20 protein-coding genes are annotated in these 16,431 nt (G+C 72.5%); 7 read left to right on the forward strand and 13 right to left on the reverse strand.

The genetic code is table 11. The features are described 5' to 3' along the window. Positions 1 to 19 precede the first annotated feature (19 nt). Together ABH925_RS13195 and ABH925_RS13200 are read right to left on the reverse strand one after the other, a co-directional pair. Complete coding sequence (locus ABH925_RS13195) at positions 20 to 379, reverse strand: rodlet layer protein (RefSeq protein WP_370147635.1); 360 nt, start codon at positions 377 to 379, stop codon at positions 20 to 22. 34 nt (positions 380 to 413) lie between these two features. After that, a complete protein-coding gene (locus ABH925_RS13200; RefSeq protein WP_370147636.1) occupies positions 414 to 758 on the reverse strand; it encodes a rodlet layer protein in 345 nt (114 codons plus the stop codon). Positions 759 to 1,182: 424 nt separating this feature from the next. Between ABH925_RS13200 and ABH925_RS13205 the strand changes: the two genes are divergently transcribed. Next, positions 1,183 to 1,722 (forward strand): hypothetical protein, encoded by a 540-nt coding sequence (locus ABH925_RS13205; RefSeq protein WP_370147637.1) that lies wholly within the window; start codon positions 1,183 to 1,185, stop codon positions 1,720 to 1,722. Between the two features lie 157 nt (positions 1,723 to 1,879). Here the strand turns inward: ABH925_RS13205 and ABH925_RS13210 are convergent, their stop codons facing one another. The 4 genes from ABH925_RS13210 to ABH925_RS13225 all read right to left on the reverse strand — a co-directional run bounded on the left by ABH925_RS13210 (position 1,880) and on the right by ABH925_RS13225 (position 3,433). Continuing rightward, a complete protein-coding gene (locus ABH925_RS13210; RefSeq protein ID WP_370147638.1) occupies positions 1,880 to 2,290 on the reverse strand; it encodes a hypothetical protein in 411 nt (136 codons plus the stop codon). Positions 2,291 to 2,421: 131 nt separating this feature from the next. After that, entirely contained in the window at positions 2,422 to 2,673 is a 252-nt protein-coding gene (locus ABH925_RS13215) for a chaplin (RefSeq protein WP_370147639.1), read from the reverse strand. A gap of 71 nt (positions 2,674 to 2,744) precedes the next feature. Then, positions 2,745 to 2,984: a chaplin gene (locus ABH925_RS13220; protein WP_370147640.1), complete on the reverse strand. Its 240-nt coding sequence runs from the start codon at positions 2,982 to 2,984 to the stop codon at positions 2,745 to 2,747. A gap of 206 nt (positions 2,985 to 3,190) precedes the next feature. Then, positions 3,191 to 3,433: a chaplin gene (locus ABH925_RS13225; protein ID WP_370147641.1), complete on the reverse strand. Its 243-nt coding sequence runs from the start codon at positions 3,431 to 3,433 to the stop codon at positions 3,191 to 3,193. Between the two features lie 240 nt (positions 3,434 to 3,673). On the opposite strand from ABH925_RS13225, the gene ABH925_RS13230 reads away from it, so the two are divergent. Next, positions 3,674 to 3,916: a chaplin gene (locus ABH925_RS13230; protein WP_370147642.1), complete on the forward strand. Its 243-nt coding sequence runs from the start codon at positions 3,674 to 3,676 to the stop codon at positions 3,914 to 3,916. A 197-nt stretch (positions 3,917 to 4,113) separates the two neighbouring features. Further along, on the forward strand, positions 4,114 to 4,377 hold the full coding sequence (locus ABH925_RS13235; RefSeq protein WP_370147643.1) for a hypothetical protein: 264 nt from the start codon (positions 4,114 to 4,116) through the stop codon (positions 4,375 to 4,377). 83 nt (positions 4,378 to 4,460) lie between these two features. Here the strand turns inward: ABH925_RS13235 and ABH925_RS13240 are convergent, their stop codons facing one another. Continuing rightward, positions 4,461 to 4,793: a chaplin gene (locus ABH925_RS13240; protein ID WP_370147644.1), complete on the reverse strand. Its 333-nt coding sequence runs from the start codon at positions 4,791 to 4,793 to the stop codon at positions 4,461 to 4,463. A 179-nt stretch (positions 4,794 to 4,972) separates the two neighbouring features. On the opposite strand from ABH925_RS13240, the gene ABH925_RS13245 reads away from it, so the two are divergent. Beyond that, positions 4,973 to 5,491 carry a hypothetical protein gene (locus tag ABH925_RS13245; RefSeq protein ID WP_370147645.1) on the forward strand — a complete coding sequence of 173 codons (519 nt, stop codon included), beginning with the start codon at positions 4,973 to 4,975 and terminating at the stop codon, positions 5,489 to 5,491. Positions 5,492 to 5,498: 7 nt separating this feature from the next. Here the strand turns inward: ABH925_RS13245 and ABH925_RS13250 are convergent, their stop codons facing one another. From ABH925_RS13250 to ABH925_RS13265, 4 genes are all read right to left on the reverse strand, one after another. Further along, positions 5,499 to 7,250 carry a carbohydrate binding domain-containing protein gene (locus ABH925_RS13250; RefSeq protein ID WP_370147647.1) on the reverse strand — a complete coding sequence of 584 codons (1,752 nt, stop codon included), beginning with the start codon at positions 7,248 to 7,250 and terminating at the stop codon, positions 5,499 to 5,501. Between the two features lie 137 nt (positions 7,251 to 7,387). Beyond that, positions 7,388 to 7,783 (reverse strand): VOC family protein, encoded by a 396-nt coding sequence (locus tag ABH925_RS13255; RefSeq protein WP_370147648.1) that lies wholly within the window; start codon positions 7,781 to 7,783, stop codon positions 7,388 to 7,390. 122 nt (positions 7,784 to 7,905) lie between these two features. Continuing rightward, positions 7,906 to 10,752 carry a magnesium-translocating P-type ATPase gene (gene mgtA / locus ABH925_RS13260; protein ID WP_370147649.1) on the reverse strand — a complete coding sequence of 949 codons (2,847 nt, stop codon included), beginning with the start codon at positions 10,750 to 10,752 and terminating at the stop codon, positions 7,906 to 7,908. Continuing rightward, positions 10,736 to 11,137 (reverse strand): ArsR/SmtB family transcription factor, encoded by a 402-nt coding sequence (locus ABH925_RS13265; protein ID WP_370147650.1) that lies wholly within the window; start codon positions 11,135 to 11,137, stop codon positions 10,736 to 10,738. The genes mgtA and ABH925_RS13265 overlap by 17 nt, the downstream gene beginning before the upstream one ends. A gap of 386 nt (positions 11,138 to 11,523) precedes the next feature. Between ABH925_RS13265 and ABH925_RS13270 the strand changes: the two genes are divergently transcribed. Together ABH925_RS13270 and ABH925_RS13275 are read left to right on the forward strand one after the other, a co-directional pair. Then, positions 11,524 to 11,880 (forward strand): DUF6542 domain-containing protein, encoded by a 357-nt coding sequence (locus ABH925_RS13270; protein WP_370147652.1) that lies wholly within the window; start codon positions 11,524 to 11,526, stop codon positions 11,878 to 11,880. Then, positions 11,873 to 13,495: an LCP family protein gene (locus tag ABH925_RS13275; protein ID WP_370147653.1), complete on the forward strand. Its 1,623-nt coding sequence runs from the start codon at positions 11,873 to 11,875 to the stop codon at positions 13,493 to 13,495. Before ABH925_RS13270 ends, ABH925_RS13275 begins: the two co-directional genes overlap by 8 nt. 143 nt (positions 13,496 to 13,638) lie before the next feature. On the opposite strand, the gene ABH925_RS13280 is transcribed toward ABH925_RS13275, so the two are convergent. Then, the gene (locus ABH925_RS13280; protein ID WP_370147654.1) at positions 13,639 to 14,529 is read right to left on the reverse strand and encodes a PhzF family phenazine biosynthesis protein; all 891 of its coding nucleotides are present in this window, start codon (positions 14,527 to 14,529) and stop codon (positions 13,639 to 13,641) included. Between the two features lie 84 nt (positions 14,530 to 14,613). Then, positions 14,614 to 15,477, reverse strand: coding sequence for an NAD(P)H-binding protein (locus tag ABH925_RS13285; RefSeq protein ID WP_370147655.1), 864 nt, complete (start codon positions 15,475 to 15,477; stop codon positions 14,614 to 14,616). A gap of 150 nt (positions 15,478 to 15,627) precedes the next feature. Between ABH925_RS13285 and ABH925_RS13290 the strand changes: the two genes are divergently transcribed. Beyond that, positions 15,628 to 16,314, forward strand: coding sequence for a TetR/AcrR family transcriptional regulator (locus tag ABH925_RS13290; RefSeq protein WP_370147734.1), 687 nt, complete (start codon positions 15,628 to 15,630; stop codon positions 16,312 to 16,314). The last annotated feature ends 117 nt before the right edge of the window (positions 16,315 to 16,431 follow it).

Raw genomic sequence — 16,431 nt, forward strand, 5'->3', positions numbered from 1 at the left:
TCGTGCACGGCGGAGCAGGTCAGCCGATCAGGTGCGAGACGCCCGAGTCGCCGGTGCCCTGGGTGGTCTGGCCGACGTCGCAGATCTGCTTCGGGGTGCTGTTCAGGATCGGCACCTCGACCGGCACCGCGACACCGACGACGGCGACCGCGATGTTGTGGACCTCGGGCAGGCAGATGTTCGGGTTGTCCAGGGTGTGGAAGTTCGGGCTGTGGTCACCGGCGGTGCCGGTGGCGTTGGTGCCGCCGTTGCCCTGCGAGGACATCGACGAGCCGTCCGAGTTGCCGATCGCCGAGGCGGGGCCGGCGACCATGGCGAGACCTGCCGCAGCGATGCCGCAGGCGGCGAGAGCCTTCTTGTACATGATGTGCTTCCTCATTTGTTGGGTGTGAGTGTTGGAGAGGGGTGGTCTGTCAGCCGATGACGTGCGAGACGCCCGAGTCGCCGGTGCCCTGGGTGCCCTGGCCGATGGCGCAGTACTGCTTCGGCTGGCTGTTCAGGACGGGGACCTCGACCGGGACAGCGACGCCGAGCACGCCCACCGCGATGTTGTGGACCTCGGGCAGGCAGATGTTCGGGTTGTCCAGGAAGTGGAAGTTGGGGCTGTGGTCGCCCCAGGTGCCGGTGACGTTGGTGCCGCCGTTGCCCTGGTGGGACATGGAGGCCCCGTCCGCGTCGCCGAGGGCGCTGGCGGGGGAGGAGGTCATCGCCAGAGCGGCGGCGGCGACGCCGGCGGCGGCAAGGGCCTTCTTGATCATGGGAGATCCTTTTCTCGGTGATGTCAACGCTTCGGTGATGCCGCCGGGGCGATTCACGAGCGATCGGTGCACGAACACCGCCCGGAACACCTGCCGCGGTCCGGAACACCTGCCGCCGACGAGCATCTGCTCACTGAAAACGACCAGATTCCGGGCCGGTTACCGTTCCTGCTGATCCGGCATCGAACTTCACCCGTTCTGTGCAGGTATCCGGTCGGCTGTACGGCAATCAGGTGACCTTGCGTGATTCGGGGATTCCCGGATCGTTCACGCAGGACAGTCGGAGGAAATTCTGGAAACGAACGGGAATCATATGAATGTCACTGCGCGGGCTACCTGGGTCGCCCTTGCGGCGTGCGCGGGACTGGGGGCATCGGTCCAGGCCGCTGCCGCCGAACCACTGAGTCCGAGTCAGGTCGACGCGATGGAGCAGGGGGCGGCCGCCTCGCGGGTGCCGATCGACCTGCCGCTGGGCACCGCCGTGCAGACGGTGACCGGGGAGGGCTCCCTGGACGGCGTGCACGGCTCCGTCCCCGGGATGCCGTTGGTGCCGCCGTCGCCGCAGACGAACGACCCGCAGGCGTTGCTCCCCGATCCGCTGGTGCCGCCGCTGAGTTCCGCTCACGGCTCCCCTGACCTGCACGTGCTGGGTCCGGCCCCGGGCGGGGACGGTTCGGTGCGCCCGGGGGGGCTCGCGGTCTCGCTCCCCGAGGCGCCGGTCCGGGCGGTGGGGGCGGCCGCCTCCCTCGGCAAGCCGCTCACCCTGCCGGGCGGGGTCGGCTCGACGCAGGGTCCGCAGCTCGACCTCGCGCACCTGGACCCCAAGCTGAGTGCCCCTCGGCTGGAGAGCGCGCCCACCGGTTCGGTGACGGTGGACCAGAGCGGCGCGAAGGGTCACGTCGGTCACACCGTGAAGGACTTCCTGGACACCGCGGCGGGGATGGCCCAGGAGCTCAGGGGCTGATCGAGGCCCACGGCCGCGCGGAAGCAGCAGTACGACGAAGGGTCCGACGAGTCCGCCCCCGCGGCGGAACCGTCGGACCCTTCGCCGTGCGCCGCACCGGCCGCCGCGCGCCCATCGCTCGGGGTCGGGGCGGGGCCGGGGATCGGGCGGGATCGAGTCAGCCGGGGATGACGCCGTCGACCCGGTTCACCAGCGGCAGGCTGGCGACGCCGCCGCCGTCGCTCAGCGGGGAGGTGACGGCGGCGGTGGAGACGGGGGGACTGCCCTTGCCGTCCGGCTGCAGCGCCACCGCGTTCGACAGCGGGTCGGCCGACGAGGCGGCGAACGGGTCGAGCCGCAGGGTCTTCAGCGGTGCCACCGCGTAACCGGTCGCGCCGCTCAGACCGCCCACCGCGGGCAGGACCTGCGGGTCCTGCAGACTGGTCGACGGTTGGCTGCCGCCGGTGGACCCGGCCGGGCCCACCGGAAGCGCGGCGGAGTCGGCCGCCCAGGCCGTGGACGGGGCGGCCAGCAGGCCGAGCAGCAGCAGCGCGCCGGTGGCGATGCCGTTGGTGGAGGGTGACGCCATGGGAGTTCCTTTGTCGCCGGGAAAGTACGGGGCCGCCGGGGAATTCGGGTGCGGCCGGGGCTGTACGCGGGTGCGGCAATGCCCCCCGATGTGTGGACATCGGGGGGCAGCGGCCGTTCGGCGCGAATCGCTCAGCAGTTGTCCGTGGTGTTCACGCAGGTGTTGCCGAAGGCGGGGTTCAGCGCGCCGATCACGTTGACGCTGTCGCCACAGAGGTTCACCGGAATGTGGATCGGGACCTGGAGCAGGTTGCCGGACAGGACGCCAGGGGACTTGGCGGCCTCGCCGACGGCGGTGCTGTTGGCGGAGGCCGCACCAGCGCCGGCGATGACGGTGGCGAGGGCGGCCGCGGAGAAGCCTGCGACCTTCATGACCTTCTGCATGGGAGTCTCCTTCATACGTGTTCAGGGAGCGGTGCCACGGGGGTGCCCGGGCACCGGGGACGCCGACTGGGTCAGCGGTTCGTGCAGGTGTTGCCGAACGCCGGGTTCAGCAGCGCGATCACGTCGACGGTGTTCCCGCAGAGGTTGATCGGGATGTGGATCGGGATCTGGATCACGTTGCCGGACAGGAACCCGGGGGAGTCGGAGGCACCACCGACCGCGTCGGCGTCGGCGAACGCTGCACCAGCGCCGGACAGGGCGATGCCGACGGCGGCGACGGAGAGAACGAGGGCTTGCTTCACGTTGCGCATGGAGGATCCTTTGCTTTCCGTCCGTCCCCGTTTGGGCGGACGATGTGCGAACGAGGGCGGTCGCGTCGGGGGCACGTGCCGTCGGCCACAACCGCTCGTGTGGCCGACAGCGGGCATGGGCCGCTCCGACAGTGCGCAGCCGCGGTGAGGCGCGTTGCGCACTCCTGCGTGCCGGCGGGTGCGTGCGAGAGCTTCGGGGAAGCCGATCAGCCCGCGTTGGTGCAGGTGTTGCCGAAGGCCGGGTTCAGCAGGCCGATCACGTTGACGGTGTCGCCGCAGACGTTCACCGGCACGTGGACCGGCACCATGACCAGGTTGCCGGAGAGGACGCCCGGGGACTTCTCCGCCTCGCCGGTCGCGATGCTGCTGGCCGCGGCGGTACCGGCGGCACCGGCCAGGATCCCGGCGGCGGCCGCGACGACGAGGATTCCGCGCTTGGTCTTCATCATGTCCAGTTCCTTTCACGAGGCACCCGGTCCTGGGCGCCTTCTGCCGGTGACAACGCAGGTCGGGTCGGCCCGGGAACGGCGTGGCAAGGAAAGGCACTCGATAAGCCGAATAGTATGGAAATTCATTCACCAGGGTGAATGATGGGTGCTGGCCGGATCCATCGGTGCGGCTGCGGCGTTGAGTGGTTTGTCCGTATCTGCACGGCACCGCCTCTGCAGACCAATTGATGGAGTAACACAATGAAGAATGTCGTCAAGGGTGCCCTGGTCACCGTTGCCGCTGCCGGTGTCCTCACGGGTGGAGCCGGTGCCGCCTTTGCCAGCGCGCAGTCCGCGGGCGACGCCGAGCGCTCTCCGGGCGTCGGCTCCGGCAACAACATTCAGGTGCCGGTCCACATCCCGGTCAACGTCTGCGGCGTGAGCGGCAACGTGATCGGCGCGCTCAACCCGGCCTTCGGCAACACCTGCACCAACGCGGGCTGACGGTACGACACCCACGCGGCGCGTTCGGCGCGCGGCAGCACCCCGGTGCATCCTCTGCCGGTGGCCACCGACCTCCTTGTCGGCCACCGGCAGGGCGCCGTCATGTCAGCAGAATCGTTTCGCCCATGGCTCCCCGCGGCGTCCCCTGATGCCCGCGGTGCCCGTGACCTCGGACGTTCCCGCTCGTTGCACCGCTCATGAACGCACGTCACTTCCTCGCCGCCGCCATGGCCGGCTCCGCGATTCTCGCCGTCACCGCAACGTCCGCCCAGGCCGCCACCGACCCGGGCCGCCGCGCCGGCGGCCCCGGCGGTCTGGCCGCTGCCGCCGCCAAGACGGCCGTACCGGTGGTGCAGGGTGCCGTCGCCGACAGGGTCGGCCAGAAGGTGGGGGCGGTGCAGAACACCCTCGAAGCCGGGGAGTACGCCGCCCGGGCGGTCAACGGCCTGGTCGGCAGTTGACACGGCGGACCCTCCGCCACGGGGCGGAGGGTCCGTTTACGCGAGGTGCGGATGAGATCCGGCCATGGACTCGGACCGCAGACTCAGTGGTCGTCGCAGTCGTCACCGTGGTGGTGGCGGGCCATGTCCCAGAAGTGCTGGTGCCAGCTGGAGGGGTGCCAGTCGGACTTCGGCCCCCCGCCGTTGACGCAGGTGTTGCCGAACGCGGGGTTCAGCAGGCCGATCACGTTCAGCGAGTTGCCGCAGACGTTCGCGTCCACGTCCACGGGGATCTGGACCACGTTGCCGGAGAGCACACCCGGCGAATCGAACGCGGCGCCGACCGCGGTGCTGTCGGCGCTGGCCACCCCCGCTCCGGCGACGATAACGGCACTGGCAGCGCCGAGCAGCAGCCCCGCCTTGCTGATGGAACGCATGGAATCTCCTTCGTAGTGACGGTGCACCACGGTGCGACCGGTCCGACGGTCCGCACAGTGGTGTTGTCCTACAGGTCATACTTCGGGGCGGTCGCTCAGGGTGCCCGCTGCGACACGGTCCGTTCACACGGATGGACCCCGCCGGGGCGACCCCGGGGCGGGGGACGATAATGCCCGGTATGCGAAACCGAGGTCTTCTCCCGCGCACCGCCTGCGCCGCGCTGCTCGCCGTCACCCTGCCCGTACTGGTCGCCGGCTGCTCCTCGGGGACCGGCGTACAGCGGGAGGCGCCCGGGGAGGTGCAGTCCACCGCGCGTACCGACGCCACCGGGGCCTCGCTCAGCATGCGCGCCCGCAACGTGGATCTGTCGATCACCGCCGCGACGGTGCGGGTGGACTCGTCGGGCACGGCGCGGCTGGAGTTCACCGTCCGCAACGCGGCGCCGGAGGCCGAGCACCTCTCCACGGTGACCGTGCCCGGTGGCGGTCAGGCCACGCTGCAGGGCGGCGGGTCGGCCACGTTGTCGACGGCGGGTGTCCTGCTGGCCGCGGGCGGCAGTACGACCTTCGGCTCCACTTCGCCGTCGATCGTGCTGCCGCCCGCCAAGGGCCTGACGGTCGGGTCCACGCTCCCGGTGTCGCTGTTCTTCGGCGTGGCCGGACTGGTCCGGCTGGACGTCCCGGTCAAGGCCGCCTGACGCCGGTTCAGCTCACCGAGAGGTCGTCGGCGTAGACGTTCCCCTGCGCGTACCAGCCGTGGACGTAGACGGTGACCGTGCCGTTGGCGCCGGTGGTGAACGGCACCGTCAGCCTGGTCCAGCCGCTGCCGCTGGCCCAGGTGCTGCCGCCGGCTCCGCCGCTGACGCCGAGGTAGGCGTAGTTGCCCTGGACCCAGCCGCTCAGTGTGTAGCTGTGGTTGGGGGCCAGGGTGACGGTCTGGTCGCATTCGCCGGTCTGCGAGTCGGTCGGGGTGACCTGCAGGGCGTGGCTGCCGGAGTGGACCGGGCTGCTGACCACGGCGTCGCCGGGCCGGCAGCTCCACGGGTTGAGGCCGCCGGTCTCGAACCCGCCGTTGACCAGTGACCCGCCGCCTCCGCCGCCGGACCCGGTGACGGTCAGCGAGTAGCTCGCGGTGTGGCTGCCGGAGGCCGCGCTGCCGGTGAGGGTGATCGGGTAGGTGCCCGCCGCGGCCGAGCTGGACGCGGTCAGGGTGAGGGTGGCACTGCCGCCGGCCGTCACCGGGGTGGGGCTGACGCCCACGGTGACCCCGCTCGGCGCCCCGCTCGCGGTCAGGCTGACGGACTGGGCGGTGCCGGAGGTGACGGCGGTGCTCACGGTCGCGGTGGTCGAGCCGCCGGGGGCGACGGAGCCGGAGCCGGGGGCCACGGACAGCGAGAAGTCGTTCGCCGGGGTGCCGCTGCCGCTGGTGAAGGGCTCCAGCGCGTGGCTGAAGTCCCAGGTGCCCTGGGCGATCCCGGAGCAGGTGTCCGAGCCGGCCGTACCGACGCAGCCGCCGTTGTCGCGCTGCATCGCCCAGAACGACAGGCTGGCCAGGCCCCTGCCGGTGGCCCAGCTCTCCACGTTGCTCGCGTCGGCCACCGTGGTGGTCTCCGCCGCGCCGTAGTCGTCGATGCCGGGCATCAGCGTGATGCCGACCATGCTCCACAGCTGCGCGGCGCTCCTGCCCGGGTAGAGCGACGCGAGCTGGCCCTCCAGGCCGGTGGCGGCGTTCTCGGCGTCCGTGCCCATCTCGTGGTTGGCGCCGTCGTAGTAGTCGAAGGTCATGATGTTGACCACGTCCACGCGGGCCTTGTTCTTCACCGCGTTCTGCAGCACGGCCAGCCCGCTGGAGGCCAGGCCGCTGGTCGTCGTGGGCAGGGTGTAGGAGAACTGGACGGTGCGCCCGCTGCTCGCGGCCCAGGACTCGACCTGGGCGATGGCCTTGTTGCGGCGGTCGATCCCGGCCGAGTCGGTGAGCGAGTTGTCCTCGGTGTCGAGGTCGATCCGGGTGATGCCGTAGGTGGTGACCAGGCTCTCGTAGGCCGCGGCGATGGAGTTGACGTCGGTACAGCTGTCGGCGATCTCGGTGCCGCCGTTGTCGGCCGCGTAGCCGCCGAAGGACGGCACCACGTCGCCGCCCCTGGCCTGGATCGCGGCGATGTCGCCGCCGAAGCTGGAGCCGGCGATCGGCTTGCCGGTGTCACCGTTCCAGTAGGGGGTGCAGGACCCCTTGGTCGCGGCCTGGACGAAGGCCATGGTCAGGTAGGTGGCACCGGACTGGGTGGACAGCGTGGCGGGGCTGTCGCCGTTGTACGCCTCGAAGTACGGCGCGAACACGTGCACCGGCAGCGGTGTCGCGGCCTGCGCGGCGCCGGCGCCGGTGGCCACCGCGCCGACCGAGGCGGCGACGGCGACCAGGCCGGACAGCAGGGCGCGGAGGGGACGGGGATGTCTCATTGCGGGGCTCTCCTGTGGGGGTGTGACTCATGGAGACCACTGGCTGGACATCGACAATCTTTGGACTAGACCACTAGGACTGTCAACACTCTTTCCAGTTCCCGCGCGGCCTGCCTTCCGGTGCCCCCGACGGACCGTCAACTCCCCTTCGTGGCGGCGCGCTCCGCGGCACTGCGCTCCACGCAGAACTCGTTGCCCTCGACATCGGCCATCGTCGCCCAGCCGGTGCCGTCCGGGTTGCGGTGGTCGCCGACCAGGGTCGCGCCGAGGGCGAGCAGCCGCTCGACCTCCTCGTCCCGGGAGCGGTCCTGCGGCTGGAGGTCCAGGTGCAGCCGGTTCTTCACCGACTTCGGCTCGGGGACGGTGAGGAAAAGCAGGCCCGGGCCGCTGCCGGTGGAGATCAGCAGCTCCACCGCGCCGGGGCTGGGGTCCTCGTCCTCGACCACCGGGCGGTCCAGGACCGCGCCCCAGAACGCGGCGACCGCGTAGGCGTCGGCACAGTCGACCGTGATGTTGCGTACCAGAGAAGTCATGATCACCACTATCCGTCAGGCCCGCCGCCCGGTCCACGGGTACGCGGGTCGCGGTGCGCGATCCACGGGTGCGCGGGCCTCAGGTGCGAAACGGGCCTCCGAGGGAGCCGAGTGACCAGTCGTCAGCGCTGCCGTGACCGGGAGCGCCAGAGCCGCCGGGCGGTGAGCACCATGGTGCAGTAGCAGCCCACGATCAGCGCCAGGTACGGCAGCCAGGAGAGCGGCAGCGCTCCCAGGCCCAGCGCGGGGGCCAGCGGCGAGCGGGGCAGGCCCAGCGCCGCCGCGATCAGCGCGGCGGCGGCCAGCCAGACCGGCCAGGCGGCGACCCGCTGACGCCAGGGCCCGGACCACGGCCCGGTGTCCGCGTCGGGCCGCAGCAGGTGCAGCGCCAGGGCCTGGGTGACCAGGTTCTCGGTGAGCCAGCCCGAGCGGAACACCGCCTGGGCGGCGGGATCGTGCTGATGTCCGGTCAGATGGCCCAGCAGGGCGAAGGTGATCAGGTCGGAGAGCGAGTTGAGGACGCCGAAGCAGACCATGAACGCCATGGTCCGACGCCGGTCCAGGATGCGCGGGGCGCACTGTGCCGAGGGCTGCGGGCGGTCGAAGGCGAGGGTCAGCTGCGCGGCGTCGAAGCAGAGGTTCTGCACCAGGATCTGCGTCGGCAGCATCGGCAGGAACGGCAGCAGCATGCTGCCGAGGATCATGGAGAGGGTGTTCCCGAAGTTGGACGAGAAGGTGATCCGCAGATAGGTCGCGATGGCGCCGACGGACCGGCGGCCGACCGTGAGCGCCTCGCCCAGCACGGTCAGGTCCTTGCTCACCAGCACCGCGTCGGACGCCGACCGGGCGGCCGGGACCGCGCTGTCCGCGCTGATCCCGACGTCGGCCGCGGCCAGCGCCGGGAGGTCGTTGACGCCGTCGCCGAGGAAGCCGACGGTCCGGCCGTTCCGGCGCAGCGCGGCCACCACCCGGGCCTTCTGGTGCGGGGTGGTCCGGGCGAAGACGGTGCTGCGGGCCGCGAGTTCGGCGAGCTGCATGTCGTCCAGGCGGCCGATGTCGGCGCCGGTCACCACGGTGTCCGGGTCGGCACCGGCGATACCCGCCTCGCGGCAGAGCCGGGCGGCCACGGCGGGGTGGTCCCCGGTGACCACCTTGACCTCGACGCCGGCGTCGGCGAGGGCGGCCAGCGCCGCGGGCGCGCCCGGCAGCAGCTCGTCCCGGAGCCCGACGAAGCCGAGCAGGGTGAGCCGGGCCTCGTCGCCGGGGCCGTACCCGCCGAGGCGGGCCGGCCGGTGGGCGCGGGCGACGGCCAGCAGCGTGGTGCCCTCCCGTGCGTGCCGGTCGACCAGGGCCAGCAGCCGGGCCTGCGCGGCCGCGTCCAGTGGCAGATCGTCCGCGGCGTCGGGTCCGTCCGCCCGGTCCGCCACGTCGGCGCTCCGGGCGCGGAAGCGGCTGCAGCGGGGCAGGACCTCCTCCGGGGCGCCCTTGGTCACCAGCGTGACCGTGCCGGGGTGGCCGGGGCGGCGGAGGACGACCGTCGACCGTCGCCGGGCCGGGGTGAACGGCACGACGGCGACGGCGCTCATGGCGTCGGCGTCCAGCGGCAGGCCGAGCGGGTGGGCGGCGTCGAGCACCGCCTCGTCGACCGGGTCACCGGTGAGCAGGTCCCCCTGCTCCAGCGAGAGCAGGCTGTTGACCGCCGCCCAGTGCAGCACCGTCGGATCAGGTGTGCCCTCGGGGCCGATCCGGCAGGACAGCGTGGGCCGGCCACGGGTGAGCGTGCCGGTCTTGTCGGTGCACAGCAGGTCCATCGCGCCGAGGTCGTAGACCGCGGGCATCCGCCGGACCACGATCCGGCGGCGGCCCAGCAGCACCGAGCCGCGCGCCAGGATGCTGCTCACCACCAGCGGCAGCATCTCGGGGGTGAGGCCGACCGCGACCGCCACGGCGAAGGCCGCCGCCTGCAGACCGCCGCCGAACCAGACCGCGTTCACCGTGAGCGCGGCCGTTGCCGCGAGTGCGCTGAACAGCGCGAGGCTGCGGGCGATGCCCGCGCTGCCCCGGCCGTAGGCGGTGCGGGTGGCCCGGCGGCGGGGCCGGGCGTGAGTGGCGCCGAGGTGGCTGTCCGGTCCGGTGGCCAGGACCACCCCGGTGGCCGTCCCGGCGGTGACGGTGCTGCCGAGGAAGCAGAGCCGAGGGCTGCCGAACAGGTCCGTCCCGGACGACGCGACGTCGACGGGCGCCTGCGGCTGCACCTCTGATGCCTTCGGCTGCAGGTCTGGTGCCTTCGGCACGGGCGCGGACTCGCCGGTCAGCGCGGCCTGGCTGACCAGCAGCCCGTCGGCGCGCAGCAGCCGCAGGTCGGCCGGGACCGGGTCGCCGGGACCGAGGGTGACCAGGTCGCCGGGGACCAGCTGGTCGGGGGCGACCTCCCGGGCCACCGGCGGCGCGTCGGGGTCGGCGCGGCGCAGCACGGTGGCCGTGGTGTCGGCCAGCGCGTCCCGGACCAGCGCGGCGACCCGGTCGGCCTGCCGCTCGGCGAGGAAGCGCAGCGTGCCGGCCACCGTGGCGAGCGCGGTGATCACGATCGCGGCGCCGATCGAGCCGATGACCGCGGAGGCGCCCGCGAGCGCGGCCAGCACCAGGGTGAACGGGTCCCGTGCGCTGGCGCGCAGCCGTGCCCTGAGGCTGACCCGGGCCTCGGGGAGCAGGTTCTCGCCGAGGCCCGCGAGCCGGGCGTCCGCGTCCTGCTCGGTCAGCCCGCGCAGGCCGGATCCCAGCTGACGCAGCAGCTGCCGCTCGCTCAGCCGCGCACTGCCGTCGAGGTACCGGTGGACTCCGACGAGGGCCTGCTCCGCCGGGTCGCGCGGGTCGACGGTGTCGGGAGCGTCGGTCCCGGGGTGTGCCGGCGCGGGCTCCGGCGGCGTGCCGACGAGCCGCAGCGGACCCGGCTCAGGCGCCCAGACCACGGCGGGTCCCGGCCGACGCACCGTCAGCGTCCGTACCGGTGGCGGTCGCACCGTCGGCGTGCACACCGGCGGCCTGCAGTTGCGCCACCATGAGCCGCACGATGGCGGCGAGGTTGGGGTCCTCCACGACGTAGACCTGGCGGCGTCCCTGCCGCTGGGCGCGGACGAGCCCGGCGAGTTTGAGCTTGGCCAGGTGCTGGCTCACGGTCGGCAGCGTCGCCCCGACCTGCTCGGCCAGGGTGCCGACGTCGCACTCGCCCTGGGTGAGCACCCACACGATGTGCAGCCGCATGGTGGACGACAGCAGGCCGAAGGTACCGGCCGCCTCCTGCAGGAGATCGGGCGGAAGGCTTTCGGCGGCCCCCCGCGTCCCGTTCGTGTCCAAAGTCTCACCCTCCTCCCTCGTCCCGTGCCCCGACGGCGGGCTGTTGGTATGCCCGGACAGCTTCCCGGATCCGCCGAAGGCAGGCAAACGCGACGCGCCCTCGCGTGTACCGGGGTCGTTCATGCTTGCTACATTGCGCAACTACGCAACTGTCCGAGGGCGTCCTGCGTCCTCCTCGTGCAGTGAGTATGCGGGTTGTGGCGGCCGCTGTGGTCCCACCGGCGTGGAGGGTGTGAGGAATGACCGACTCTTGGGGTCGGCCGGGCGGGGACGAACCGAGCCGGGCGGCAGCCCCGCCCCGGGGAACCAGGCGACCCGGTGGTCAGACGGCGCGCGGCGGTGCCCGGGCGGCGCAGAGTGGCAGGCCGGCGCACTCGGCGGCGCTCGTGGTGCTGCTCCTGCTCGGGCTGCCGCTGCTCGGCGCGGTGGTCTCGGGCGGATCCTCCGGTCCGGTCTTCCTGGTCACCGTCGTCCTGGGCGCGGTGTCCGCGAGCCTGCTCGCCAGCAGCAACGGGCTGTGGTGGGTGGCCACCGCCGCACCGGTGCTGGTGCTGCTGATCTCCACGGCCGCGGACGCGATGGCCGGCGGGGACACCTCCGGCAGTGCCGCGCTGGCCACCCACACCTTCGAGTGGACCGCCCACGCCTTCCCCGCCATGGCGCTGGCCGCCGTGGCGGCGATGGTGGCCATCGCCGTGCGAGCGGCGCGGGGCGCCGGAAAGAAGAGGAGCGTTCGTGACTGAGCAGCGTCGAGGGTCGCGGAGCCGTTCGCAGCAGGGCCGGGGAGGCGCCCGCAGCCGCGGCCGCGGCGCCGCGCGGCCCTCCCCGCTGCTGCTGGCCGGGCGGGTGGCCGCGGTCTGCGGCTCCGCCGGGGTGCTGCTCGCGGCGGGCGTCTCCTCCTACACCTACAACGCGCTGACGACCGGGGTGAAGACCTCGGACGCGCTCTCGGTCACCGAGAAGAACGCGCCGCCGAAGCTGGACAACTCGGTCAACCTGCTCCTGATCGGGCTGGACAGCCGCAAGGACATGAACGGCAACAACCTGCCCGACTGGGTGGTCCAGGACGAGCTGCACGCCGGCGGTTCCAGCGACATCGGCGGCTACAACACCAACACCCTGATCCTGCTGCACATCCCGGCCGGCGGCGGCAAGGTCCAGGCGTTCTCCATCCCGCGCGACGACTACGTGGAGACCCTCAACGGCGACGGCAGCCCGCAGGGGATGCACAAGATCAAGGAGGCCTACGGGCTGGCCAAGTCGGTCGCCGAGACCAAGCTCCAGGCGCAGGGCGTCAAGGGCGCGGACCTGGAGCAGCAGAGCCGCGAGGTGGGCCGCGAGGCGACCCTGGCCACCGTGCAGAGCTTCCTCGGCGTGCGGATCGACCATTTCGCCGAGGTCAACCTGATCGGCTTCTACGACATCGCCCAGGCGGTCCAGCCGATCACCGTCTGCCTCAACCACGCCACCTCCGACCCGGCGATGGCGGGCCAGGGCTCCGGCGCCAGCTTCCACGCCGGCCTGAACACCCTGAACGCGGCCCAGGCCCTCTCCTTCGTCCGCCAGCGGCACAACCTGCAGAACGGCGACCTGGACCGGACCCACCGTCAGCAGGCCTTCATCTCCTCGGTGGAGTACAAGCTGAAGCAGGAGGGGCTGTTCAGCGACCTGGGCAAGATGCAGTCGCTGTTCGACGTGGTGAAGAAGGACGTGGTGCTGGACAACCAGTGGAACATACTGGACTTCGCCCAGCAGGCCCCCAACCTGACCGGGGGCAAGGTGGTCTTCAACACCCTGCCGATCCAGGGCTTCGCGACCCGCAACGGGGAGTCGGTGAACCTGGTCGACCCGGACCAGATCAAGCGGATCATGCAGACGCTGATCGGCCACGACGCGGCCGGGTCCTCCCCCAGCTCTGCCGGGTCCGGCGCGGGCTCGGCCGCGCCGAGCCAGCCGGCCAAGGCGGTGTCCCCGGCCGTGGTGGACGTGCTGAACGGCTCCGGAGTCACCGGGGGCGCCGCCGCCGAGTCCAAGGCGCTGGTCGCCGAGGGCTACACGGCCGGAGAGGTGGCCAGCCACTCCGCGCGCTCGCACACCACCGTCCTCTACGGGTCCGGCGCGGAGAGCGCCGCCCAGCAGATCGCCGGCGGTCTGAACGCGGGGAGTGCGACCGCCAGTTCGTCCGTCCGGGCGGGACATGTCGAGATCGTTCTCGGCACCGGCTTCACCCTGCCCACGGGCTCCGGTTCCGCGGCCGGTTCGGGTTCCGGGTCGGGCTCGGGCGCGGCGGCACCCACCTCCAGCATCCCGTTCCAGGGCGCGGCGGTTCAGGCGGGCGGCATTCCCTGCGTCAACTGACCGGGTCACCGGTGCCGGGCCCCGCCGCCCGCACCACGCGCATCCTGACCGAGGCCCGCAGGCAGGCCTGACCGCGACGGTCCCCGGCGGCCGGTCCGGACCCGTGGGGGTCGGGCCGGCCGACGGTGCTGTGGCGGGGCGGATCAGCCGCCGTCGGGGATGCGCACGCCGGTGCCGCTGACCCTGACGAACGGGTCGTCGCTGTGCAGGGAGACGGTGATCAGGCCGGGGCGGCCCATGTCGTGGCCCTGGTGCAGCGTCAGTTCGACCGGCGCCTCGACCAGGCCCAGAGTCCGCAGGTACGCGCCGAACGCGGCCGCCGCGGCCCCCGTCGCCGGGTCCTCCACGACACCGCCGACCGGGAACGGGTCCCGCACGTGGAACACCGTGGCCGACTCGCGCCACACCAGTTGCAGGGTGACCAGGTCGAGCCGGCGCATCAGGGCCGCCAGCCGCTCGAAGTCGTAGTCCAGGTCGGCGAGCCGCGCTCGTCCGGCCGCCGCGAGCACCAGGTGCCGGGCTCCGGCGTAGGCGATCCGCGGCGGCAGCTCCGGGTCCAGGTCGCCCGCCGGCCAGCTCAGGGCGGCCAGTGCCTCGGCGAGGTCGTCGTCGGCGATCCCGGTCACCTCGGGTTCGACGCTGGTGAGCGTGGCCAGGTAGCCGCCGGAGGCGTCCCTGGTCACGGTCACCGGCACCGTCCCGGCCCGCGTGGACAGCAGCAGGTCGCCGGGGCCGATCTGCGAGGCCAGCGCGATCGCCGTGGCGATGGTGGCGTGGCCGCAGAACGGCACCTCCGTCTTCGGGCTGAAGTAGCGCGCGGTGAACGTCCGTCCGGGCTCGCCCCCGAGGCCCTCGGGCGGCGCGGTCAGGAACGCCGTCTCCGAGTAGCCGAGCTCGGCCGCGATGGCCAGTTGCCCGGCGTCGTCCAGGCCGGTGGCGTCGAGGACGACACCCGCGGGGTTGCCGCCGTCGGGGTCGCGGGAGAAGGCGGTGTAGCGCAGAACCTCGGGCCGCGGGCGCGGAGTCGTCGTCATGATCGGCACAACAGCCCGACTCCCCGCCCTGTTCCCGTCCGTGCGAATCGTCAGTTCCGGCCGCTCCCAGCTGCTGATTCTCGGTCAGTCGCGGGGCAGCTGCTCGCTGAGCACCGCCCCCAGGGTGGTGGGTTCGCGGCCGAGCAGGGCGGCCAGTGTCGGGTCGACGGCGGCGAACTCGCCGGTGCGGCCGGCGGCGAAGATGCCGAGCAGCTGGTCAGCCGCCTCGGCGGGGACGCCGCGACCCACCAGCTGTTCCCGGAACTGGCCGTCCGACACGGTGGTCCTGGTGATGGTGCGGCCGGTGACCTCGGTGGCGATGCCGGCGACGTCGTCGAAGGTGAGCGCCTGCGCCGCGGTGAGCGGCGGCGTGGGGCCGTCGAAGCACCCTTCGTCGGCCAGGATGGCGGCGGCCGCGTCGGCGAGGTCGGCGTGCGCGGTCCAGCTGACCGGTCCGTCCGCGGGGAGCACGACCTGGCCGCCCTGCGTGGCGTGGCCGAGGAACTGCACCGCGCTGGCGGCGTAGAAGCCGTTGCGCAGCGAGGTGAACGGCACGCCGGAGGCGCGCAGCACTTCCTCGGTGGCGGCATGGTCGCGGCAGGGCTGGAACTGCGAGGAGGCGCCGGCCCCCATGTGGCTGGTGTAGAGAATGCGGCGGGCGCCAGCCGCGGCGGCCGCTTCGATCGCGGCACGGTGTTGCCGCACGGCCTCTTCGCCCATCCTGTCGACGGACACGATGAGCACCTGGGAGGCGCCCTCGAAGGCGTGGGCGAGGCCTGCGGCGTCGGTGAAGCTGCCCTGCCGCACCCGTACCCCCTGGTCGGCGAATGCCTGCGCCTTCCTGGGGTCGCGGACGCTGAGGCCGACCCGGTCCGCCGACACGCGGGTCAGCAGTCTCTCGACGATCTGGCGTCCGAGCTGTCCGGTGGCCCCGGTCACGATGAGCATGGCACGCTCCAGCGGTGTAGTTCCAGTGGAATCACCATCAGCGTATCACTGATACTAACAATGGAACCGTCTGCGCTGTATCGTTGATACATGTCATCACGTTCACGCGGCAGCGACGGCACCGGCACCGTCGAATCCGACACCGCGGCCATGGGCCGCGACCAGGCCCGGCAGCGCGTCATCGAGGCCGCCGCCGACCTGCTGGCGCGCGAGGGCCGTGATGCGGTCACCACCCGCGCGGTCGCGCTCGCCGCAGGCGTGCAGGCGCCGGCCATCTACCGACTGTTTGGTGACAAGGACGGGCTGCTCGACGCGCTGGCCGAGCACGGCTTCGCCACGTTTCTCGCGACCAAGCACATCGACCCCGACCCGCAGGACCCCATCGAGGACCTGAGAGCCGGCTGGGACCTGGCGGTCGAGTTCGGCCTGGCCAATCCCGCGCTGTACACGCTGATGTACAGCGAGCCCACGAGGGAGACGTCGGCCGCCTTCACCGCCGGCATGGAGATCCTGATGGGCCGTATCCGTCGCCTGGCCGCCGGCGGCTGGCTCCGCGTCGACGAGGAACTCGCGGCCATGCTCATTCACGCCACGGCACGCGGCGCGGTACTCACCTGGCTGTCCCAGCCCGAAGACCGACGCGACCCGGCCCTGCTGACCACTCTTCGGGAGTCCATGGTCGCCGCGGTAACCAGTCAGGAGCCGGCGGTGCAGGACGCCGGCCCGGCCGGCGCCGCCCGCGCGCTGCGCGCCGCGCTGCCCGAGCAGACGACTCTCAGCGGCGCGGAGCAGCATCTGCTGAGGGAGTGGCTGGACCGCCTCGCCGCCGACAGTTGAGGCCCTGCGCGTGGAGGCCCTGCGCGTGGAGGCCCTGCGCGTGGAGACCCTGCGCGTGGAGACCCTGCGCGTGGAGACCCTGCGCGTGGAGACCCTGGGCGTGGAGGCCCTGGGCGT

This window comes from Streptacidiphilus sp. EB129 (genome assembly GCF_041262645.1).
Taxonomy (GTDB): domain Bacteria; phylum Actinomycetota; class Actinomycetes; order Streptomycetales; family Streptomycetaceae; genus Streptacidiphilus.